The organism is Pseudomonas gingeri (genome assembly GCF_013385635.1).
Lineage (GTDB): Bacteria > Pseudomonadota > Gammaproteobacteria > Pseudomonadales > Pseudomonadaceae > Aquipseudomonas > Aquipseudomonas gingeri_A.
Map to the genome: position 1 here is coordinate 107148 of NZ_JACAPR010000032.1, position 20521 is coordinate 127668.

At 62.6% G+C, this 20521-nt stretch carries 19 protein-coding genes and 1 pseudogene; 13 read left to right on the plus strand and 7 right to left on the minus strand.

Annotation, left to right across the window (positions count from 1 at the left end; translation table 11 throughout):
* Positions 1 to 66: 66 nt before the first annotated feature.
* Positions 67 to 2913, minus strand: a complete 2847-nt coding sequence (gene rapA, locus HX851_RS31145) for an RNA polymerase-associated protein RapA (RefSeq protein ID WP_177063419.1) — start codon at positions 2911 to 2913, stop codon at positions 67 to 69.
* A 255-nt stretch (positions 2914 to 3168) separates the two neighbouring features.
* On the opposite strand from rapA, the gene HX851_RS31150 reads away from it, so the two are divergent.
* Positions 3169 to 3510, plus strand: a complete 342-nt coding sequence (locus HX851_RS31150; protein WP_177063420.1) for an aspartate-semialdehyde dehydrogenase — start codon at positions 3169 to 3171, stop codon at positions 3508 to 3510.
* Here HX851_RS31150 and HX851_RS31155 read toward each other — a convergent pair.
* The 3 genes from HX851_RS31155 to HX851_RS31165 form a co-directional block, all read right to left on the minus strand.
* Positions 3480 to 4724 carry an aminotransferase class V-fold PLP-dependent enzyme gene (locus HX851_RS31155; protein WP_177066500.1) on the minus strand — a complete coding sequence of 415 codons (1245 nt, stop codon included), beginning with the start codon at positions 4722 to 4724 and terminating at the stop codon, positions 3480 to 3482. The two genes, HX851_RS31150 and HX851_RS31155, sit on opposite strands and share 31 nt — an antisense overlap.
* Positions 4721 to 5191: a RidA family protein gene (locus HX851_RS31160; protein ID WP_177063422.1), complete on the minus strand. Its 471-nt coding sequence runs from the start codon at positions 5189 to 5191 to the stop codon at positions 4721 to 4723. The genes HX851_RS31155 and HX851_RS31160 overlap by 4 nt, the downstream gene beginning before the upstream one ends.
* 88 nt (positions 5192 to 5279) lie before the next feature.
* The gene (locus HX851_RS31165; RefSeq protein ID WP_177066501.1) at positions 5280 to 6158 is read right to left on the minus strand and encodes a LysR substrate-binding domain-containing protein; all 879 of its coding nucleotides are present in this window, start codon (positions 6156 to 6158) and stop codon (positions 5280 to 5282) included.
* Between the two features lie 187 nt (positions 6159 to 6345).
* Here HX851_RS31165 and HX851_RS31170 point away from each other — a divergent pair, with 187 nt between their 5' ends.
* Positions 6346 to 6507, plus strand: a complete 162-nt coding sequence (locus HX851_RS31170; RefSeq protein ID WP_177063424.1) for a hypothetical protein — start codon at positions 6346 to 6348, stop codon at positions 6505 to 6507.
* A 144-nt stretch (positions 6508 to 6651) separates the two neighbouring features.
* A complete protein-coding gene (gene ccoM, locus HX851_RS45315; protein WP_017127681.1) occupies positions 6652 to 6768 on the plus strand; it encodes a cytochrome c oxidase subunit CcoM in 117 nt (38 codons plus the stop codon).
* 138 nt (positions 6769 to 6906) lie between these two features.
* Here the strand turns inward: ccoM and HX851_RS31175 are convergent, their stop codons facing one another.
* Together HX851_RS31175 and HX851_RS31180 are read right to left on the minus strand one after the other, a co-directional pair.
* Positions 6907 to 8382 carry an inorganic phosphate transporter gene (locus HX851_RS31175; protein WP_017127682.1) on the minus strand — a complete coding sequence of 492 codons (1476 nt, stop codon included), beginning with the start codon at positions 8380 to 8382 and terminating at the stop codon, positions 6907 to 6909.
* Between the two features lie 388 nt (positions 8383 to 8770).
* Positions 8771 to 8971 (minus strand): hypothetical protein, encoded by a 201-nt coding sequence (locus tag HX851_RS31180; protein ID WP_083875411.1) that lies wholly within the window; start codon positions 8969 to 8971, stop codon positions 8771 to 8773.
* 626 nt (positions 8972 to 9597) lie between these two features.
* Here HX851_RS31180 and pcaR point away from each other — a divergent pair.
* From pcaR to HX851_RS31230, 10 genes and pseudogenes are all read left to right on the plus strand, one after another.
* Complete coding sequence (gene pcaR / locus HX851_RS31185) at positions 9598 to 10440, plus strand: pca regulon transcriptional regulator PcaR (RefSeq protein WP_177063425.1); 843 nt, start codon at positions 9598 to 9600, stop codon at positions 10438 to 10440.
* A 433-nt stretch (positions 10441 to 10873) separates the two neighbouring features.
* Positions 10874 to 12220, plus strand: a complete 1347-nt coding sequence (pcaK, locus tag HX851_RS31190; protein WP_177066502.1) for a 4-hydroxybenzoate transporter PcaK — start codon at positions 10874 to 10876, stop codon at positions 12218 to 12220.
* A 185-nt stretch (positions 12221 to 12405) separates the two neighbouring features.
* A complete protein-coding gene (locus HX851_RS31195) occupies positions 12406 to 13263 on the plus strand; it encodes a CoA transferase subunit A (protein WP_177063427.1) in 858 nt (285 codons plus the stop codon).
* Positions 13260 to 14042 (plus strand): CoA-transferase subunit beta, encoded by a 783-nt coding sequence (locus tag HX851_RS31200; RefSeq protein ID WP_177063440.1) that lies wholly within the window; start codon positions 13260 to 13262, stop codon positions 14040 to 14042. The genes HX851_RS31195 and HX851_RS31200 overlap by 4 nt, the downstream gene beginning before the upstream one ends.
* A complete protein-coding gene (gene pcaF / locus HX851_RS31205) occupies positions 14039 to 15244 on the plus strand; it encodes a 3-oxoadipyl-CoA thiolase (protein ID WP_177063441.1) in 1206 nt (401 codons plus the stop codon). Before HX851_RS31200 ends, pcaF begins: the two co-directional genes overlap by 4 nt.
* 201 nt (positions 15245 to 15445) lie before the next feature.
* Positions 15446 to 16741: an MFS family transporter gene (locus HX851_RS31210; RefSeq protein WP_177066503.1), complete on the plus strand. Its 1296-nt coding sequence runs from the start codon at positions 15446 to 15448 to the stop codon at positions 16739 to 16741.
* 46 nt (positions 16742 to 16787) lie between these two features.
* Complete coding sequence (locus HX851_RS31215; protein ID WP_177066504.1) at positions 16788 to 18146, plus strand: 3-carboxy-cis,cis-muconate cycloisomerase; 1359 nt, start codon at positions 16788 to 16790, stop codon at positions 18144 to 18146.
* An 11-nt stretch (positions 18147 to 18157) separates the two neighbouring features.
* Positions 18158 to 18952 (plus strand): 3-oxoadipate enol-lactonase, encoded by a 795-nt coding sequence (gene pcaD, locus HX851_RS31220; RefSeq protein ID WP_177063430.1) that lies wholly within the window; start codon positions 18158 to 18160, stop codon positions 18950 to 18952.
* Between the two features lie 24 nt (positions 18953 to 18976).
* Positions 18977 to 19366 carry a 4-carboxymuconolactone decarboxylase gene (pcaC, locus tag HX851_RS31225; RefSeq protein ID WP_177063431.1) on the plus strand — a complete coding sequence of 130 codons (390 nt, stop codon included), beginning with the start codon at positions 18977 to 18979 and terminating at the stop codon, positions 19364 to 19366.
* Between the two features lie 319 nt (positions 19367 to 19685).
* Positions 19686 to 20385 (plus strand): annotated as a pseudogene (locus tag HX851_RS31230) (polysaccharide deacetylase family protein).
* 12 nt (positions 20386 to 20397) lie between these two features.
* On the opposite strand, the gene HX851_RS31235 reads toward HX851_RS31230, so the two are convergent.
* The coding region (locus HX851_RS31235) for an OprD family outer membrane porin (RefSeq protein WP_177066505.1) at positions 20398 to 20521 on the minus strand (124 nt) is incomplete at its 5' end.

Genomic DNA, 20521 nt, shown 5'->3' on the forward strand with positions numbered 1-20521 from the left:
GACGTAGAGCGTCACGGGCTGCATTCCCACGCGGAGCGTGGGAACGATCATCTGCCAACCAGCGGGTCAACCGGCGACCAGCACCCGGATCGCTTCCAGGCGCAGCGCGGCTTTTTCAAGCATCGCCAAACCCTGTTCACGTTGCTGACGCAGCGCCACCAGCTCGCTGTCGCGCACGGTCGGGTTGACCGCCTGCAACGCGGTCAGGCGCGCCAGTTCTTCATCGGTATCGGCCGCCAGGCGACGTTGCGCTTCGGCCACGCGTTCGGCGTGGCGTGGGGCGATCTTCGCTTCACCGGCGTTGATCTTCGGCGTCAGGCTGTCGCGCTGGGCCTGGATGAACTTGTTGGCGCTGGCCCGTGGCACGCTTTCCAGCTGGTCGTTCAGGGTTTCGAAGGCGACGCGGGTCGACAGGTCGTTGCCATTGGCATCCAGCAGGCAGCGCAGGGCGGCCGGTGGCAGGTAGCGGCCCAATTGCAGCGAGCGCGGCGCGACCACTTCGCTGACATACAGCAGCTCCAGCAACACGGTGCCCGGTTTCAGCGCCTTGTTCTTGATCAGCGCCACGGCGGTGTTGCCCATCGAGCCGGACAGCACCAGGTCCATGCCGCCCTGCACCATCGGGTGTTCCCAGGTGATGAACTGCATGTCTTCGCGCGACAGCGCCTGGTTGCGGTCGTAGGTGATGGTCACGCCTTCGTCGTCGCCCAGCGGGAAGCTGGCGTCGAGCATCTTCTCGCTCGGCTTGAGGATCAGGGCGTTTTCCGAGTGGTCCTCGCTGTCGATGCCAAAAGCGTCGAACAGGGTTTCCATGTAGATCGGCAGGGCGAACTGATCGTCCTGTTCATGGATCGCCTCGACCAGTGCATCGCCTTCGCCGGCGCCACCGGAGTTGAGTTCCAGCAGGCGGTCGCGACCGGTATGCAGCTCGGCTTCCAGGCGCTCGCGCTCGGTCCGGGCTTCGTCCACCAGCGCTTGCCATTCGCCATCGTCGCCACCTTCGAGCAGCGGCAGCAGGCGCGGGCCGAACTGGTGCTGCAGGGCATTGCCGGTCGGGCAAGTATTGAGGAAAGCGTTCAGCGCTTCGTGGTACCACTGGAACAGGCGCTCTTGCGGGCTGGTTTCCAGGTACGGCACGTGCAGTTCGATAATGTGTTTCTGGCCGATCCGGTCGAGACGACCGATGCGCTGTTCCAGCAGGTCCGGGTGCGACGGCAGGTCGAACAGCACCAGGTGATGGGAGAACTGGAAGTTGCGACCTTCACTGCCGATTTCCGAGCAGATCAGTACCTGGGCACCGAATTCCTCGTCGGCGAAATACGCCGCGGCACGGTCACGTTCGAGGATATTCATGCCCTCGTGGAACACCGTGGCCGGGATGCCGGAACGTACGCGCAGGGCGTCTTCCAGGTCCATGGCGGTTTCGGCGTGGGCGCAGATCACCAGGACCTTGGTGCGCTTGAGCATTTTCAGCTGGTCGATCAGCCATTCGACGCGCGGGTCGAAGCGCCACCAGCGCTCTTCGTCGCTGGCGTCCGGCTGGGACTGGAAGCTGACTTCCGGGTACAGCTCGGCATGTTCGCCCAGCGGCAGCTCCAGGTATTCGTCCGGGTTCGGCAGCGGATAGGCGTGCAGCTTGCGTTCCGGGAAACCCTGCACGGCGGCACGGGTGTTGCGGAACAGCACGCGGCCGGTGCCATGGCGGTCCAGCAGTTCGCGGACCAGGCGGGCACTGGCTTCGGTATCGCCGTCGTTGACCGCGGTGAGCAGGGCTTCGCCTTCGTCACCGAGGAAACCCTGGATGGTCTTGTGCGCCGCCGGGGACAGGCGACCCTGGTCCAGCAGTTCCTGCACCGCTTCGGCCACCGGGCGATAGTTCTCGCTTTCGGCGCGGAAGGCCGCCAGGTCGTGGAAACGGTTCGGATCGAGCAGGCGCAGACGGGCAAAGTGGCTGTCCTGGCCCAGTTGCTCGGGGGTGGCGGTCAGCAACAGGACGCCGGGAATGGTTTCGGCCAACTGTTCGACCAGGGCGTATTCCGGGCTCGCTTGCTCTTCATGCCAGACCAGGTGGTGCGCTTCGTCGACCACCATCAGGTCCCAGCCGGCGGCGAACAGCGCATCCTGGGCTTTCTCGTCCTCGACCAGCCATTCCAGGGCCACCAGGGCCAGTTGGGTGTCTTCGAAGGGGTTGGTGGCATCGCTTTCGATAAAGCGTTCGGCATCGAACAGCGCGACCTGCAGGTTGAAGCGCCGGCGCATTTCCACCAGCCACTGGTGCTGGAGGTTTTCCGGCACCAGGATCAGGACGCGATTGGCGCGGCCGGAGAGCAGCTGGCGGTGGATCACCAGGCCGGCTTCGATGGTCTTGCCCAGGCCCACTTCGTCCGCCAGCAGGACCCGTGGCGCGATACGGTCGGCGACTTCACGGGCGATGTGCAACTGGTGCGCGATGGGTTGCGCACGCACGCCGCCCAGGCCCCAGAGCGAGGACTGCAACTGGCGGCTGGTGTGTTCCAGGGTGTGATAGCGCAGGGAGAACCAGGCCAGCGGGTCGATCTGTCCGGCGAACAGGCGGTCGCTGGCCAGGCGGAACTGGATGAAGTTCGACAGCTGGGTTTCCGGCAGCGTGACGACTTCGTTCTGCGCGTTGAGGCCGTGGTAGACCAGCAGCCCGTCGACATCGTCGACTTCGCGCACGGTCATCTTCCAGCCTTCGAAGTGGGTGATGGTGTCCCCGGGCGAGAAACGCACACGGGTGAGAGGCGCATTCCTTAGCGCGTACTGGCGAGTGTCGCCAGTGGCCGGATAGAGCACGGTCAACAAGCGGCCGTCCTGTGCCAGAACGGTGCCCAAACCCAGCTCGGCTTCGCTGTCACTGATCCAGCGTTGCCCCGGTTGATACTGCTGCGCCATGCTGCCTGACTCCCGCCTTGAAAAAGCCGACTATCTTAACGGAATCGGCGCTTTCAGGCCAAAGGCTCTTGATGTCTTGATTGAAAGGACGGGACTCTTGTCGAAGAAAACTGCTGAACAAGACTAACGGTAGTCCACGATGACGTTCGTCGGGGCGTATTGCACCTTTGAGCGATAACCGGGTCACACTTTCGCGACTGACGGCTCAAGTCGCTGATCCCGCAGCCGACAGCCTGCCGACAGGAGAGAAAAATCATGCTGCCACCGCTGCTACCCCTGAGCGTCCTGCCGGTGACGTCCCAACAGGACCCAATCCGGCCACGACCGGATATCCCGCCCGTGGTGCCGGTTCAGGAAAGCTCCAACGAAAGCACCATCGACCTGCAAAAACGCGACCCCGAAGAGGCCGCGTGGCTGCTGCGTGAAGAACAGCGGCGCCAGCAGGAACAGCAGCAGCGTCGGCGCGAGGCCGACGACGATCCCGAACGCCACCTGGCGGTGCCGGGCGACGAGTTGAACGCCGACAACACCGTACCGGTGGTGGCGTTGATGGAAGAACAGCCGCGTCAGGGCCTGCTGGTCGACGTCGAGGTCTGAGGGCCGTCACTGGCCAACTGACGCAAGGCCTGCAGCAGCAGGTCGATTTCCTCCCGGGTATTGAGATGACTCACGGCAATCCGGGCGATGGCCGACAGATCGCGGGCCTGCATATCCAGCGGCGTATAGGCTGTGCCGTTGGCACCCAGGTTGATGTTGCGTTCGGCCAGTGCCTGCTTCAGTGCAAATACATCCCAACCCTTCAAGGTGAAAGCGATCAGCCCTGACTGTTGCCCGGACAACCCCAGGTCATGCAGCTCAAGGCCGGGGATCTCGCGTAGATCATCGCGCAGCGGGTCGCTCAGAGCCTGGATCCGGCGGCGAATGCGTCCGATACCCATCTGATTGGCTTCTTCCAGTGCATTGGCCAGGCCGGCCATCAGCACCAGCGAGCGTTCGCTGGTTTCAAAGCGCCGGGCATCGTTGCGCAGGGTGAACGCCTTGCCATCCCAGGGCGCCGACAGCACATCGAGCTGACGCGGTACCAGTTGTTCGAGAAAACCCCGACGCACATACATCAGCGCGGTGCCGCGCGGGCCACGGAGGAATTTGCGCGTGGCGCCCTTGAGCACGTCGCAGCCCAGGGCCTGGACATCGCAAGGCAGCTGCCCAAGGGCCTGGCCGGCATCGATGAAGTAGGCAATGCCGTGACGCCGGGCTACTTCGCCGATGGCCGCGGCCGGATTGATCAGGCCGCCATTGGCCGGCAGCCAGGTCAACGCTATCAGGCGCACGCGGGCGTCGATCATCTGTTCCAGGGACGACACCGATACCGCGCCGGTTTCATCGCAAGGGATCACTTCAAGATGGGCCCCGGCCTTGATGGCTTCGGCCATGCAGGCCAGATTACCGGCCCATTCATGGCGTCCGACCAGAATCCGCTCGCCGGCGCGCCAGGGTCCCAGTGCCGCGAAGGCCGTGCTCCAGGCGGCGGAGCCACTGCTGGCGAAGGCGATGCTGTCTTCGCGGGTATTGAGTAGACGGGCGGCGGCCTGCCGGGCCTGTTCCTCCAGGCGTGCGCCGTGGACGCCGGCCTCCATCGGGCCGAGGCTTGCTTCGAGTTGCAGTTGCCGGCTCATGGCATCCAGCGTGGCCTGGCTCGGCAGCGAGGCGCCAGCGTGATTGAAGTGGATCACGCGTGCGCAGCCCGGCGTGGCAGCGCGCAGGCGGCTGATTTGCGCTTCAGACAGCTCGGTCGAGACGTCGACGTTCATGGCCGCAGCTCGAAAATCGCGTCGATCTCCACCGCGACGCCGCTGGGCAGGCTGGCTACACCAACGGCCGTGCGGGCGTGACGACCTTTTTCCCCCAGCGCATTGACCAGCAGGTTGGAAGCACCATTGGCGACCACGCCCTGGCGCTGGAAATCAGGAGCGGCGGCAACGAACACCCCTAGGCGGATGATGCGCACCAGCTTTGACAGGTCGTCATCAATGGCCTGGCCCAATTGTGCGAGCAGGCCGAGGGCGGCCAGTTCCGCCGCCTTCGCCCCCTCTTCCTCGCCCAGCGTATCGCCGAGTCGGCCGATATAGGCGGGTTTGCCTTCTCGCAACGGAATCTGCCCGGAGATAAACAACTGGTTGTTGCTGATCACATGGTTCACGTAGTTGGCAATGGGCTGGCTGGGCATCGGCAGGCTCAGGCCCAGTTGGCTGACACGGTCGAACAGGGAATGGGTCATGCTGAAACCTCCTGGAAGAGGATGCCAGCATGCTCGGCGGGCAATGGGCCGACAAACGGATAGATTCAATCGGACGTATCTGATTGGCTCATGTGTCCGTCTCAGCGCATTGTTCCGTCAGCCAGGCACAGAAGCACTCGGCCTCCGGGGAAAGGGCGGCATTGGGCTTGATCAGCCAGTAGCCGATCTCGCTTTCAAAGGTCGGTGTGTCGAAGGCCGGGACCAGCGAGCCGTCCTTGAGCCTGCGCCCGATCAGGCGCTGGCGACCCATGGCGATGCCCTGGCCGGCCACGGCGGCTTCGACGACGATGTTGTAGTCATGAAGCATGACCGTGGGGTAGTGCTGCAGGTCGAAGTGATGGTGCCGCGACCAGTCGATCCATTCGAAGGGCTGCCGGGCCTGGGCCATCAGCAGTGGGCCCTGTGCGACCGAGCGAGCCTTGAACGCCGGGCTGCAGACCGGTGTCAGGCGTTCGGTCATCAGGCGCCGGGCATCGACGTTGGTCCAGCCGCCCTTGCCATAACGAATGGCCAGGTCAACCTGGGCGCCGGCGACATCGGCCAGTTGGATGGACGGTTCCAGCGCTACCTGGATGTGCGGATGGCGGCCGATGAAGTCGGCCAGTCGTGAGGCCAGCCAGAGGGTAGCGAAGGAGGCGAGCAGGCCGATGCGCAGCACCCGGCCCGGTGCGGGCGCCCGCAATCGCTGTGTAGCCTCGGCTATCTGTTCCAGCGCCGGGCGGATCTGCTGGTAATAGTGCCGGCCGGCGTCGCTGAGGTCGATGGCACGGGTGCGGCGAATAAACAGACGCTGGTCGAGATACTGCTCCAGCTTCTGGATCTGATGGCTGACCGCGCTCTGGCTGACGGACAACTCCTCGGCTGCCTTGATAAAGCTCAGGTGACGGGCCACCGACTCAAAGGCGCGCAGGGCCAGCAGCGGTGGGAGGTCCTTGTGCAGTGTCACGTCAACGCTCCTTGGCAGCCATTCGGATGGGCGATTTTGCGCGGAAACCGCTGTTGCGGACACACTTTAATGGCAAGAAGACGGCTTCACGACTGGTCAGCGCTGGCGCTTGCCCGCATTATTAAGTCATTGCGCGGGTCGAAGTGGATGACTTCGGCTGAATTCGACGGATAGCGATGTAGTGATCATGAGCCAAGACGACAAGTTGATCGACCTGAATACCGAGCGGGCCAAACGCGTCCACGACCTCAACGAGAAGCGCCTGAATGAAGTTCGCCAGGCCTTCGAACAGGCGATGCCTTTGGGCAAGGCCAAGAAAAAATCGAAGAACAAGCCGAAAAAACGCTGATAACCGCGCTGAAACTTGATGTACGTCAGTTAATTTCCTTTCCCCGCGCCCGGTTCCGGGCGGCATTGACCTCGGTCAATTTTCCTCCGCGCCCGTTTGGGTAACTTAGCCCTATCGCAACAGGGCAAGCGCAGGAGGCCAGTCATGTTTTTCGATAACGTGGTAATCGCCGGAGTGCTGACAGTTGGCCTCATGGTGATGTTCTTCGCAGGATTCGGTTTTTTTATCTGGAAAGACTCACATAAGCGGAAAAAACCCTAGATCTTTCCAGGGAACGAGCACGCAAGGCATTTTGGGCGACTTCGGTCGCCCTTTTTTTTTCCTTCGTTTTCCCTTTGAACGGGCAAAAAAAAGGTGCGATCCGAAGATCACACCTTTTTCCGCATTACTGTAAACGACTCAACTGCCGAGCATCTTCGAGGCGATCCAGAACAACCCGGCGGACAACGCCACGGTCGCCGGCAGGGTCAGCACCCAGGCCAACAGGATGGTCTTGATCGTGCTGCTCTGCAGGCCGCTCTTGTTCGCCAGCATGGTGCCAGCGACACCCGACGACAGCACGTGAGTGGTCGAGACCGGCAGGGCAAAGATGTTCGCCAGGCCGATCATGCAGGCGGTGGTGATCTGTGCCGACATGCCCTGGGCATAGGTCATGCCCTGTTTGCCGATCTTCTCGCCGATAGTCAGTACCACCCGCTTCCAGCCGACCATGGTGCCCAGGCCGAGAGCCAGCGCCACTGCCAGAATCACCCAGAACGGCGCGTATTCGGTGGTGGTGGTCAGGTCCTTGCGCAGCTTCTCCAGGTCCGCCTTCTCACGCGCGTCCAGGCCCGGCAACTTGCCGACTTTCTTCGCCGTGTCATCCAGGCAGAGCAGGTAACGACGTACTTCGATGCGCTTTTCCGGCGACAGCGAATGGTAGTCGGTTACACCCTTGAGGTTGTTCAGCAGGGCGGCGATGGTCGGCTCGGTCTGCTGCGGGTTGCAGCGGAACTTGCCTGGCAAGTCGTCCTGCACGCTTTTGCCCAGGGCCAGGAACTCGCTCAGGGTGGCGTTGTTGCGCTGGTAGAACTGGCTCAGGTGCAGGGTCGCGTCACGGGTACGCTCGATCTGGTAGGTGGTGGTGCTCAGGTCGAGGACGAACTGCGCGGGGACGATACCGATCAACACCAGCATGATCAGGCCGATACCTTTCTGGCCATCGTTGGAACCGTGCACGAAACTCACGGCCATCGCGGAAATCACCAGTACCAGGCGGTTCCAGAACGGCGGATGCTTCTTGTCGTCGATCTTGCGACGCTGGTCCGGGGTCTTGTGCATCTTCGACAGCGGACGCCACCACTTCAGGCCCACCAGCACCAGGCCGGCGACCAGCATGCCGGCCAGCGGCGAGAACACCAGCGAGGCACCGATGTCGATCGCCTTCTGCCAGTTGACCCCATCGCCCAGCGGGATGTCGTTGAGCAAGGCGTTGGCCAGGCCGACACCGAGGATCGAGCCGATCAGGGTGTGGGAACTCGACGCCGGGATGCCGAAGTACCAGGTACCCAGGTTCCAGGTGATGGCCGCGGCCAGCAGCGAGAACACCATGGCCAGGCCATGGCCGGTATTGACGTTGATCAGCAACTCCACCGGCAGCAGGTGCACGATGGCATAGGCTACGCCCACACCGCCGAGCAATACGCCGAAGAAGTTGAATACACCGGAAAAGAACACCGCGAGATGAGGCGGCATGGCTTTGGTGTAGATCACGGTGGCCACCGCGTTGGCGGTGTCATGAAAGCCGTTGATGAACTCGAAGCTGAGGACAAACGCCAGCGCGAGCAGCAGGCTCACAAGCACCCAGGCATCCAGTCCGCTGAATAAATCGATCATGAAGGTTTTGTGACCCGGTCGTAAGGGGGCGCGATTATGCCAGAAAAGACCGATAATCGAATCACTAGCTGCTCACCGGTAACATTCTTCAATGAAAAAAAATGTAGGAAAGCGTTAAACCCAAGGGTTTTCGGGTGTTTGCCAAGCATCTGATTTCGTTGGAAATGCTCAATGAACACAAGGTTTCAGCGAGGAAATGAACGGCCGAAACAGATGTGCGAAATTTCTGCGTGAGGGCCTGCCGGGCGTCATTCAGCCCGATGGGGTATTCGGGGTCCGGGGCTCGGCGCGGGTAGCGCAAGCCGTTGACGTCCAGAAGCCTGAGGGAGTCCGGATAGGAGGAGCCGGCTGCAAAGGGCAAGCCTCACACGATTCAAAACCGCCGCACCTAAGGCTCTTCGGCTTTGAGTTCCTTTTCCATTTTTTGCAGTTCCTGGGTAAATGCCTGGTCCAGGAGGCTGGCTCGTTTGCGCCAGGGTTTGCGTTCTGGTTCGGGTTGCGCGGCGTAGGTGGTAATTTCCCCGCCGTAAACATCCTTGTAACGTTGCTCCTGGCGCTCAAGTTCCGCGCGCAGTTCGTCTTTCGTCACAGTGTTACCTAATTTGAGTTGATAAGGTTTTCCGGCGATACGTAATACGGGAGTTCGATGAAGTCCGGTGGCGTATCGGAACGGTTTAATCCCGGCTTGAGAGCCATGCTCTCGCAGCCACGACGGAACCAGACGGTTCGAATGTCGTATGGGGAGTATAGCTGCCGGTTTGAATAATACTATCGCGAAGAGGGGATGGCCCGTCAACTTTGTCCGTGGGTTTTGTTGCGTAGGAGTTATGAACTGTAACTTGAGGACTTGGCCGGATACTGCCTGTTTTTTGGCGGCAAATTATCACTGCAAGTTTTGCGCGGTGAGCGCTAATTGCAAATGGAAGACCTGTTCTATATTGGCGGCAATGTCATGTATAGACGATTCGCCGCAAGTCGGGAAAACGGCCTCACTTCGTGGGTAAGGCCGTGCCGGTGGATTTTCCGGTGGGTACCTGACCAGTATCCCGGAAAACCACCTGATGGCAGGACAACGTTATAAGCTTCGGGCACCGGGGGTCAATTGCGATTATCGGGCGAGCGTTCGATAATCGCACAATGTCGGGCCTGGCCCGCTTGTCTATCAGGCTGACGTCGGCCTGTAATAGTCGCTGACCGCGTGAACAAGGACCCGGAATGAACGACCCACTGCGCACTGCCTTCAACTCCGTGGCGCCGCCTATCGTCGCCTCGCCCGCCAAGCGGATCCAGGCCTTTACCGGCGATCCGGACTTCATGACCTCGCTGGCCCGGGGCCTGGCGGTGGTGCAGGCGTTCCAGGAGCGCAAGCGACACCTGACCATCGCGCAGATCAGCCATCGCACGGAAATTCCCCGGGCGGCCGTGCGCCGTTGCCTGCACACGCTGATCAAGCTCGGCTATGCCACCACCGACGGGCGTACCTATTCGCTGTTGCCCAAAGTCCTGACCCTGGGCCATGCCTATCTGTCCTCGACGCCGCTGGCGGTATCGGCCCAACCTTATCTGGACCGCATGAGCGAGCAACTCCACGAGGCCTGCAACATGGCTACCCTCGAGGGCGAGGACATCCTCTATATCGCCCGTTCGGCCACGACCCAGCGGCTGATCTCGGTGGATCTTTCCGTGGGCGGGCGGCTGCCGGCCTATTGCACTTCCATGGGGCGGATCCTGCTGGCCGCGCTGGACGATGCATCGCTGCAGGAATACCTCGACCATGCCGACCTGCAAGCCAAGACCAGCCGGACCCTGCACACGCCCGAAGCCTTGCTCGAATGCCTGCAGCAGGTGCGCCAGCAAGGCTGGTGCATCGTCGATCAGGAACTGGAGCAGGGCCTGCGCTCGATTGCCGTGCCGGTCTATGACGCCTCGGGCCAGGTGCTCGCGGCCTTGAACGTGAGCACCCATGCCGGGCGCGTCAGCCGCAGCGAACTGGAACAGCGCTTCTTGCCGAGCATGCTCGCTGCCAGTCGTGATCTCAGCGCCCAACTGTTTGCCTGAATGTTTTAGCGGTTTGATTGATCGTTCCCACGCTCCGGCGTGGGAATGCCTCTCTGGACGCTCCGCGTCCGCTTCAAAAGCTTCGCTGGCAGCTCAGGCTCCTACAGGGTGACTGATCGACACTGCGGCAAAGCCGTTCGATAACCGCCCAGAGTTGCGTTTATCGAATTGCGCTGTTTTACGTCGCTCATTAATGTCGCGGCAGCGTCCTGATTCGACGAGCCCGCGGGCCTCGACTCGATGACCGCCCAATAATAATGACGAGGCCATCCCGCCATGAGCAGTCCCTTCGCTAGCCCTCTCTGCAAAATCTCTCTCTCACGGTTGTCGTTTACCCTGAAACGGCTCGCCTGACCGTTATTCGCTCTGTTCAACGTCCGCTGGCCCTCGGTCAGCGCCTGTGCGTCTGCGCGTTTGTGTGGAAATAAAAACAATGAACCAGCCTCAATCCGCTGTCGGTCACTGCCTTGATGTGCAGTCCTTTATCAATGATCAACCGCTGTCGCGTTACCAGTGGCGGGTGGTGATCCTGTGTTTCCTGATTGTCTTCCTCGATGGCCTGGACACCGCGGCCATGGGTTTTATCGCCCCGGCGCTGTCCCAGGACTGGGGTATCGACCGCGCCAGTCTCGGTCCGGTCATGAGCGCGGCACTGATCGGGATGGTCTTCGGTGCCCTCGGTTCCGGTCCGCTGGCCGACCGCTTCGGACGCAAGGTGGTACTGGTGGGCGCGGTCCTTTTGTTCGGTGCCTTCAGCCTGGCTTCGGCCTACAGCAGTAACGTCGACCAACTACTGGTCCTGCGTTTCCTCACCGGCCTGGGCCTGGGGGCCGGCATGCCGAACGCCACCACGCTGCTGTCCGAGTACACCCCGGAGCGTCACAAGTCGTTGCTGGTGACCAGTATGTTCTGTGGTTTCAACCTGGGCATGGCCGGCGGCGGTTTTGTTTCGGCCAAGCTGATCCCGGCTTTCGGCTGGCACAGTCTGTTGCTGATCGGTGGATTGTTGCCGCTGATCCTGGCCGTGGTATTGCTGCTCTGGTTGCCGGAGTCGGCGCGTTACCTGGTGGTACGCAACCGTGGCACGGACAAGGTGCGCAAGGCCCTGGCACCGATCGCTCCCGAACGGGTCGCCGGGGCGGCGAGCTTCAGTGTTCCGGAGCAGAAGACGGTCAAGGCACGCAACGTCCTGGCGGTGATCTTTTCCGGCACCTACAGCGCCGGCACCCTGTTGTTGTGGCTGATCTATTTCATGGGGCTGGTGATCGTCTACCTGCTGACCAGCTGGCTGCCGACGCTGATGCGTGACAGCGGCGCGAGCATGGAGCAGGCCGCCTTTATCGGCGCCTTGTTCCAGTTTGGCGGGGTGCTGAGCGCGGTGGGCGTCGGTTGGGCAATGGACCGGTTCAACCCGCACAAGGTGATCGGCAGTTTCTACCTGCTGGCCGGGATCTTTGCCTACGCGGTCGGCCAGAGCCTGGGCCATATCGCCTTGCTCGGGACCCTGGTATTGGCGGCAGGCATGTGCGTGAACGGTGCGCAGTCGGCGATGCCGTCGCTGGCGGCGCGTTTCTATCCGACCCAGGGACGGGCCACCGGTGTTTCCTGGATGCTGGGAATCGGCCGTTTCGGTGCGATCCTCGGCGCCTGGATGGGCGCTACCTTGTTGGGCATGGGCTGGAACTTCGAGCAGGTGCTGACGGTGCTGGTAGTACCGGCGGCCTTGGCGACGGCGGGAGTATTGATCAAGGGGCGGGTCAGTCACGCCGATGCGACCTGAGGATCGGTGATGCTGGCGGGCTACCTGCAAACGGTAGCCTGCAAACAATCGGTTCGATAATCGAACACTTAGTCGATTATCGGATTGTTTACGTTCAGGTCCCGACTTAATCTGGTTTCACTCCGGCGCTGAACCTCGCGCCTTTTTCTTCCACGCTGGCTTGTTGAAACCGGGAGTCTGCATCCATGGCTGAAATCCTTTCGCTGCATGAAGCGGTGAAGCAGTTCGTCAACGACGGTGACACCGTCGCCCTCGAAGGCTTCACCCATCTGATTCCGACTGCGGCAGGTCATGAAATCATTCGTCAGGGCAAGAAAGACCTGACGCTGGTGCGGATGACCCCGGACCTGATCTACGACCAGTTGATCGGCGCCGGCTGCGCCCGCAAGCTGATCTTCTCCTGGGGCGGCAACCCGGGTGTCGGTTCGCTGCACCGCCTGCGCGATGCGGTCGAGAAGCACTGGCCCCATGACCTGGAAATCGAAGAGCACAGCCACGCCGACCTGGCCAACGCCTACGTCGCCGGTGCTTCCGGCCTGCCGTTCGCGGTGTTGCGTGCCTACGCCGGCTCCGACCTGCCGAAGGTCAATCCGCTGATCAAGAGCGTGACCTGTCCGTTCACTGGTGAAGTGCTCGCCGCCGTGCCTTCGGTTCGCCCGGATGTCACGGTGATCCACGCGCAGAAAGCCGACCGCAAGGGCAATGTCCTGCTGTGGGGCATTCTCGGGGTGCAGAAGGAGGCCGCCCTCGCGGCCAAGCGCTGCATCGTCACGGTCGAGGAAATCGTCGATGACCTCAACGCACCGATGAACGCCTGTGTCCTGCCGACCTGGGCCCTGAGTGCGGTCTGCCACGTACCCGGCGGTGCGCATCCGTCCTATGCCCATGGCTACACCGAACGCGACAACCGTTTCTACCAGGCCTGGGATCCGATTGCCCGGGACCGGGACACCTTTACCGCCTGGATCGCCGAATACATCCATGGCACGGCGGACTTCGCCGGGTTCCGGGCCAAGCTGGCCCGTGCGTCGGAGGTAAAATAATGACCTACACCACCAATGAAATGATGACCGTCGCCGCTGCCCGTCGCCTGAAGAACGGCTCGGTCTGCTTTGTCGGCATTGGTCTGCCGTCCAAGGCCGCCAACCTGGCACGCCTGACTTCCTCGCCGGATGTGGTGCTGATCTACGAGTCCGGCCCGATCGGTGCCAAACCCAGCGTGTTGCCGCTGTCCATCGGTGACGGTGAACTGGCGGAAACCGCCGACACCGTGGTCCCGACCGGCGAGATCTTCCGCTACTGGCTGCAAGGCGGGCGTATCGACGTCGGTTTCCTCGGCGCCGCTCAGGTCGACCGTTTCGGCAATATCAACACCACCGTGGTGGGTGATTACTTCTCGCCCAAGGTCCGCCTGCCGGGCGCCGGCGGAGCACCGGAGATCGCCGGTTCGGCGAAGAGCGTACTGATCATTCTCAAGCAGTCGGCCCGTTCCTTCGTCGACAAGCTGGACTTCATTACCTCGGTCGGCCATGGCGAGGGTGGCGATTCGCGCAAGCGTCTCGGCCTGCCGGGTGCCGGTCCGGTGGGCATCATCACCGACCTGTGCATCATGGAGCCGGAAGCGCAAAGCAACGAGTTTGTCGTCACCGCCCTGCATCCGGGCGTGACCCGCGAGCAGGTGATCGCCGCCACTGGCTGGCCCGTGCGTTTCGCCGAGCAGGTGGAGAGCACCGCGGTGCCGACCGAAACCGAACTGGCCGCCTTGCGTGATCTGGAAGCCCGCACCGCCGCTGCCCATGGCCAAGCCCCCGGAGAAGCCTGATGCGCGAAGTCTTTATCTGTGACGCCATTCGTACGCCTATCGGCCGTTTCGGTGGCGGCCTGGCCGGCGTGCGCGCCGATGACCTGGCGGCCGTGCCGATCAAGGCGCTGATGGAACGCAACCCGTCGGTGCACTGGAGCGAGGTCGATGAGGTGTTTCTCGGCTGCGCCAACCAGGCCGGCGAAGACAACCGCAACGTCGCGCGCATGGCGTTGCTGCTGGCGGGCCTGCCGGAGAGCATTCCGGGGGTGACCCTCAACCGTCTCTGCGCTTCCGGAATGGATGCGATCGGTACCGCGTTCCGGGCCATCGCCAGTGGCGAGATGGAGCTGGCGATTGCCGGCGGCGTGGAATCCATGTCCCGTGCCCCGTTCGTGATGGGCAAGGCCGATGCGGCGTTTTCCCGCAACATGAAGTTGGAAGACACCACCATCGGCTGGCGTTTCATCAACCCGTTGATGAAGGCCCAATACGGTGTCGATGCGATGCCGCAGACCGCCGACAACGTTGCGGATGACTATCAGGTATCCCGCGCCGACCAGGATGCCTTTGCCCTGCGCAGCCAGCAACGGACGGCGGCGGCCCAGGCCGCCGGTTTCTTCCGCGAGGAAATCGTGCCGGTGCGTATCGCCCATAAAAAGGGGGAGACCGTGGTCGAACAGGATGAGCATCCACGGGCCGACACCACTCTGGAAGCACTGGCTCGGCTCAAGCCGGTCAACGGCGCGGACAAGACCGTCACCGCCGGCAATGCCTCCGGCGTCAACGACGGTGCCGCGGCACTGATTCTGGCGTCCGCCGCGGCGGTGAAGAAACACGGCCTGACGGCTCGCGCCCGGGTGCTCGGCATGGCCAGCGCCGGTGTCGCGCCACGGGTCATGGGCATCGGCCCGGTGCCGGCGGTGCGCAAGCTGATCGAGCGCCTGGGCCTGGCGGTCAGCGACTTCGACGTGATCGAGTTGAATGAAGCCTTTGCCAGCCAGGGCCTGGCGGTGCTGCGCGAGTTGGGCATCGCCGATGACGCGGCACAGGTCAATCCGAACGGCGGGGCGATTGCCCTCGGCCACCCGTTGGGCATGAGCGGCGCGCGCCTGGTGCTGACGGCGCTCCATCAACTGGAAAAGACCGGCGGCAGCAAGGGCCTGGCGACCATGTGCGTTGGCGTCGGGCAGGGGTTGGCGCTGGCGATTGAGCGGGTCTGATAAAGGTTTGATCGCTGTAACGGGTGGGAGCCGGCTTGCTGGCAATGGCGTCCTCAGACCGCCAGAAGCTCCGCTGGCAAGCCAGTCTCCTACAGACTCTTGTGGGAGCCAGCTCCCACAGGTTTAGCGATTGTTCTTGCGGAACAGGTCTGTTGCAAAGTATGTCTAGACTGCAACTACCCCTCCTACGAGTGAGAGAACATGACAACAACAACGACGCCGTACACCGGCGAGGAACGTAGCAAAAGGATCTTTGCCATCGTCGGCGCTTCTTCCGGCAACCTGGTCGAGTGGTTCGACTTTTATGTCTATGCCTTCTGTGCCATCTATTTCGCTCCGGCGTTTTTCCCATCCGATAATCCCACTGTGCAACTGGTCAACACCGCCGGGGTATTCGCTGCCGGTTTCCTGATGCGGCCTATCGGTGGCTGGCTGTTCGGCCGGGTGGCCGACAAGCACGGGCGCAAGAACTCGATGATGATCTCGGTGCTGATGATGTGTGCCGGCTCCCTGGTCATCGCCTTCCTGCCCACCTATGCGAGCATTGGTGTCTGGGCGCCGGTGCTGCTGCTGGTGGCGCGGCTGTTCCAGGGCCTGTCGGTGGGGGGCGAGTACGGCACTACCGCGACCTACATGAGTGAAGTGGCGCTACGTGGCCAGCGCGGTTTCTTTGCCTCGTTCCAGTACGTGACCCTGATCGGCGGCCAACTGTTGGCGGTGCTGGTGGTGGTGATCCTGCAACAGTTCCTCACCGAACCCGAACTCAAGGCCTGGGGCTGGCGCGTTCCGTTCGTGATCGGCGCCATCGCGGCGCTGATCTCGCTGCTGTTGCGTCGTTCCCTGAAGGAAACCATCAGCAAGGAAACCCGCCAGGACAAGGACGCCGGCAGCATCCGCGCATTGTTCCGCGATCACAAGGCGGCGTTTATCACCGTGCTCGGCTACACCGCCGGCGGCTCGCTGATTTTCTATACCTTCACCACCTATATGCAGAAGTACCTGGTGAACACTGCCGGGATGACGGCCAAGACCGCCAGCTACATCATGACCGGCGCGCTCTTCGTCTACATGTGCATGCAGCCGCTGTTCGGCATGCTCTCGGACAAGATCGGCCGGCGTAATTCGATGCTCTGGTTCGGTGCCCTGGGCACCTTGTGCACGGTGCCTATCCTGCTGACGCTGAAGACCGTCACCAACCCGTTCCTGGCCTTCGTGCTGATCACCCTGGCCCTGGCGATCGTCAGCTTCTATACCTCCATCAGCGGCCTGGTCAAAGCCGAGATGTTCCCGGTGCAAGTGCGTGCCCTGGGCGTGGGCCTGGCCTACGCGGTGGCGAATGCGCTGTTCGGCGGTTCGGCGGAGTATGTGGCCTTGAACCTCAAGTCGGTGGGCATGGAGAACTCCTTCTACTGGTATGTGACGGTGATGATGGTCATTGCCTTCCTGTTCAGCCTGCGCCTGCCGAAGCAGGCGGCGTACCTGCATCACGATCACTGATCGGCCTGCGCGCCCGTCCCGGGCGCGCATTTACCAGGGATTTTTTATGTCTCGACCGAGCAATCAACTGTTCGATGCCTACTTTATTGCCCGTGATATGGGCGAGGTGTTCTCCGACCAGGGCCGGGTCCAGGCGATGCTGGACTTCGAAGCCGCCCTGGCTCGTGCGCAGGCGCGGGTCGGGCTGATTCCCCAGGCGGCCGTCGCGCCCATCGAAGCGGCATGCCAGGCCGGGCTCTACGACTTTTGCGCGCTCGGCGAAGCGATCGCCACGGCCGGCAACTCGGCGATCCCGCTGGTCAAGGCACTGGGCAGGCAGATCGCTGGCGCCGATGCCGGGGCTGAACGTTATGTGCACCTGGGCGCCACCAGCCAGGATGTGATGGACAGCGGCCTGGTGCTGCAACTGCGCAGCGCCTGGCAACTGATTGACCGTGACCTGCAACGCCTGGGTGAAGTGCTGGTGGTCCAGGCTCGGCGTCATGCGGCCACGCCGCTGGCCGGGCGGACCTGGCTGCAACAGGCGACCCCGGTCACCCTGGGCATGAAGATCGCCGGCTGGCTGGGAGCGCTCACCCGCCATCGCCAGCGCCTGCGTGAGCTGCAACCGCGTTTGCTCAGCCTGCAATTCGGGGGGGCGTCGGGGACTCTCGCAGCCCTGGGCGACCAGGCGATGCCGGTAGCCGAGGCACTGGCCGGCGAGTTGCACCTCGGCCTGCCGGAGCAGCCCTGGCACACCCATCGCGATCGCCTGGTGGAGTTCGCTGCCGTGCTGGGATTGATTGCCGGCAGCCTGGGCAAGCAAGGACGTGATATCAGCCTGCTGATGCAGACCGAGGCGGCGGAAGTCTTCGAGCCGTCGGCACCGGGCAAGGGGGGGTCCTCCACCATGCCGCACAAGCGCAATCCAGTGGGCGCCGCGGTACTGATCGCGACGGCTACCCGGGTTCCGGGGCTGCTCTCGACACTGTTCAGCGCCATGCCCCAGGAGCACGAGCGCAGCCTCGGTCTCTGGCATGCCGAATGGGAAACCCTGCCGGATATCTGCCGGTTGGTCTCCGGCGCCTTGCAGCAAGCACTGATTGTCAGCGAAGGGCTGGAAGTCGATCCGGCACGGATGCTCGAAAACCTCGACCTGACCCAGGGACTGCTGCTGGCTGAGGCCGTGAGTATCGTCCTGGCCCAGCGCTTGGGGCGCGACACGGCCCACCACTTGCTGGAGCAATGCTGCAAGCGTGCGGTCGCGGAACAACGACACCTGCGTGCGGTGCTGGGCGATGAGCCGCAAGTGACCGCTGAACTGTCCGCGGACGAACTGGATCGCCTGCTCGATCCGGCCCACTATCTCGGCCAGGCACGGACTTGGGTCGAACGTGCCGTGGCTGAGCATCTGGCTTTTATCTGAAGGAGACTGCCGTGAGTTTTGTGCAACTGGCTGAAGGCCAACTGAACTACCAGCTCGATGGTCCGGAGGGCGCTCCGGTACTGGTGCTGTCCAACTCCCTGGGCACCGACCTGGGCATGTGGGACACCCAGTTGCCGGCGTTCGCCGAACACTTTCGGGTGCTGCGTTATGACACCCGTGGCCATGGCCGCTCGCTGGTGACCGCAGGGCCGTACAGCATCGGGCAGTTGGGGCGGGATGTGCTGGCCCTGCTCGATGCCCTGCAGATCGAACGCGCGCATTTCTGTGGCTTGTCCATGGGCGGCCTGATCGGCCAGTGGCTGGGGATTCATGCCGGCGAGCGCCTGCACAAGCTGGTCGTGTGCAACACGGCGGCGAAGATCGGTGATCCGGGCATGTGGAACCCGCGTATCGAAACCGTGCTGCGCGACGGTGAGGCGGCCATGCGCGCCTTGCGCGACGGAGCGATTGCGCGCTGGTTCACGCCGGACTTTTCGGCCGCGCACCCGGGGCAGGTCAAGCCGATTACCGACATGCTCGCCGCGACGTCGCCGCAGGGTTATGCGGCCAACTGCTGTGCGGTGCGCGATGCGGACTTCCGCGACCGGCTCAGCGCGATCCAGGTGCCCCTGCTGGTGATCTCGGGCAGCGAGGATGCGGTGACGCCGCCGTCGGGTGGCATGTTTATCCAGCAGCATGTGCAAGGCGCCGAGTACGCCGAGTTCCATGCCGCGCACCTGTCGAATGTCCAGGCCGGCGATGACTTCAGCCGTCGGGTGCTGGATTTCCTGCTGGGCAGGGTTTGAAGAGCCTGTTTGAGGAGAATATTCGTGGACGAAAAACAACGTTACGCCGAAGGCCTGCAAGTGCGTCGCGCCGTGCTGGGCGATGCCCATGTCGAGCGCAGTCTGAACAACCTGACCGAGTTCAACTCGGAGTTCCAGGAAATGATCACCCGGCATGCCTGGGGCGATATCTGGACGCGCCCGGGGTTGCCCCGGCACACCCGTAGCCTGATCACCATCGCCATGCTGATCGGCATGAACCGCAGTGAAGAACTCAAGCTGCACCTGCGCGCGGCGGCCAACAACGGCGTGACCCGCGAGGAGATCAAGGAAGTGCTGATGCAGAGCGCGATCTACTGCGGGATCCCGGCGGCCAACGCGACTTTCCACCTGGCCGAGTCGGTTTGGGACGAGCTCGGCGTCGAGTCCCGCTGATGATCCCTGATTGACGATCGTTCCCACGCTCCGCGTGGGAATGCCTCACTGGACGCTCCGCGTCCGTTCTTGTGACACCGAGCGTCACGGCTGCATGCCTTTGCTGCGTGTGGGAACGATCTGTGTGAGGTGTGGAACGCTTTGCCATTTCGATGTTCTGTATGAACACGATGGCCTCTCTTCCAGGAAGGAGGGGGGCAAGGAGCTTGTGCCATCTCGTCATTAAGATGCGCACTCAAGCTCCCACTCCGTTCTTCGTAACGACGGCTTGAATACATCTTGGTTCTGTCATTGCTGTGTCCCGGACCAGGCCAACCTCATGAAGTCGGTTTTCACTTTTCTCTCGGTGCTTGCGCTCGTCGCAAGCCTGGGCGGCTGTATCGGCCCGCCGCTGCCCCTGACCCCACGCACCGAGCAAGCCCTGCGCACGCAGCCGCCGATCCGTTTCCTGCTGACCTTCGATGACGGGCCCAGCGCATCGAGTTTCTACAACCCGACCGCGTCAGTGCTCGATGACCTGGCCCACAACCCGATCCAGCCGGGGATCAAGGCACTGTTCTTTGTCCAGACCCGTGCCCCCAGGGCCGGTAACAGCGACATAGGCCGGGCGCTGATGCGGCGCGAGCATGCCGAGGGACATATCCTGGGCTTTCATACCGCCACCCACTGGCACACCAATCACCGCTCGCTGGATCCGCAGGAACTGGAGCAATCCCTGCTCGATGGCAGCGCCGATATCGCGGCGATCACCGGCGCGCCGCCGACCCTCCTGCGCCCGCCGTTCTGGAACTACGACAAACGCACCTTCGCCGCCTATCAGCGGCATGGCCTGCATCTGCTGTTGACCGACCTGAGTGCCAATGACGGCAAGGTCTGGGGGATTACCGCCAGTCCGCAGCGCCGGGCCAACCTGCTCTAGCACCTGGCCGAAGTTACTGGCGCGCACGGTGCCGGACAGTTCCGTGCCGGTGCATCTGCCCGGCTTCTGGAATTGGTGGTGGGACAGCGATTCACACTAGGCTGGTGACCCTCTACAGCAACGAAATCGGGTAGCTGACGATCAGGCGGTTTTCATCGAACTCGTTGCTGCTGAAGCTCTTGCGGATACTGGAGTTACGCCAGCGCACGTTGAGTTCGCGGAAGGTGCCGCTCTGC

Excerpts from the sequence above, each read along its gene's own strand:
- HX851_RS31175 (WP_017127682.1), bottom strand. The coding sequence starts at position 8,382 with ATGATCGATTTATTCAGCGGACTGGATGCCTGGGTGCTTGTGAGCCTG.
- HX851_RS31215 (WP_177066504.1), top strand. The coding sequence starts at position 16,788 with ATGTCTCGACCGAGCAATCAACTGTTCGATGCCTACTTTATTGCCCGT.
- HX851_RS31155 (WP_177066500.1), bottom strand. The coding sequence starts at position 4,724 with ATGAACGTCGACGTCTCGACCGAGCTGTCTGAAGCGCAAATCAGCCGC.
- HX851_RS31160 (WP_177063422.1), bottom strand. The coding sequence starts at position 5,191 with ATGACCCATTCCCTGTTCGACCGTGTCAGCCAACTGGGCCTGAGCCTG.
- rapA (WP_177063419.1), bottom strand. The coding sequence starts at position 2,913 with ATGGCGCAGCAGTATCAACCGGGGCAACGCTGGATCAGTGACAGCGAA.
- pcaK (WP_177066502.1), top strand. The coding sequence starts at position 10,874 with ATGAACCAGCCTCAATCCGCTGTCGGTCACTGCCTTGATGTGCAGTCC.
- HX851_RS31195 (WP_177063427.1), top strand. The coding sequence starts at position 12,406 with ATGGCTGAAATCCTTTCGCTGCATGAAGCGGTGAAGCAGTTCGTCAAC.
- HX851_RS31150 (WP_177063420.1), top strand. The coding sequence starts at position 3,169 with ATGCTGCCACCGCTGCTACCCCTGAGCGTCCTGCCGGTGACGTCCCAA.
- HX851_RS31210 (WP_177066503.1), top strand. The coding sequence starts at position 15,446 with ATGACAACAACAACGACGCCGTACACCGGCGAGGAACGTAGCAAAAGG.
- ccoM (WP_017127681.1), top strand. The coding sequence starts at position 6,652 with ATGTTTTTCGATAACGTGGTAATCGCCGGAGTGCTGACAGTTGGCCTC.
- HX851_RS31170 (WP_177063424.1), top strand. The coding sequence starts at position 6,346 with ATGAGCCAAGACGACAAGTTGATCGACCTGAATACCGAGCGGGCCAAA.
- pcaR (WP_177063425.1), top strand. The coding sequence starts at position 9,598 with ATGAACGACCCACTGCGCACTGCCTTCAACTCCGTGGCGCCGCCTATC.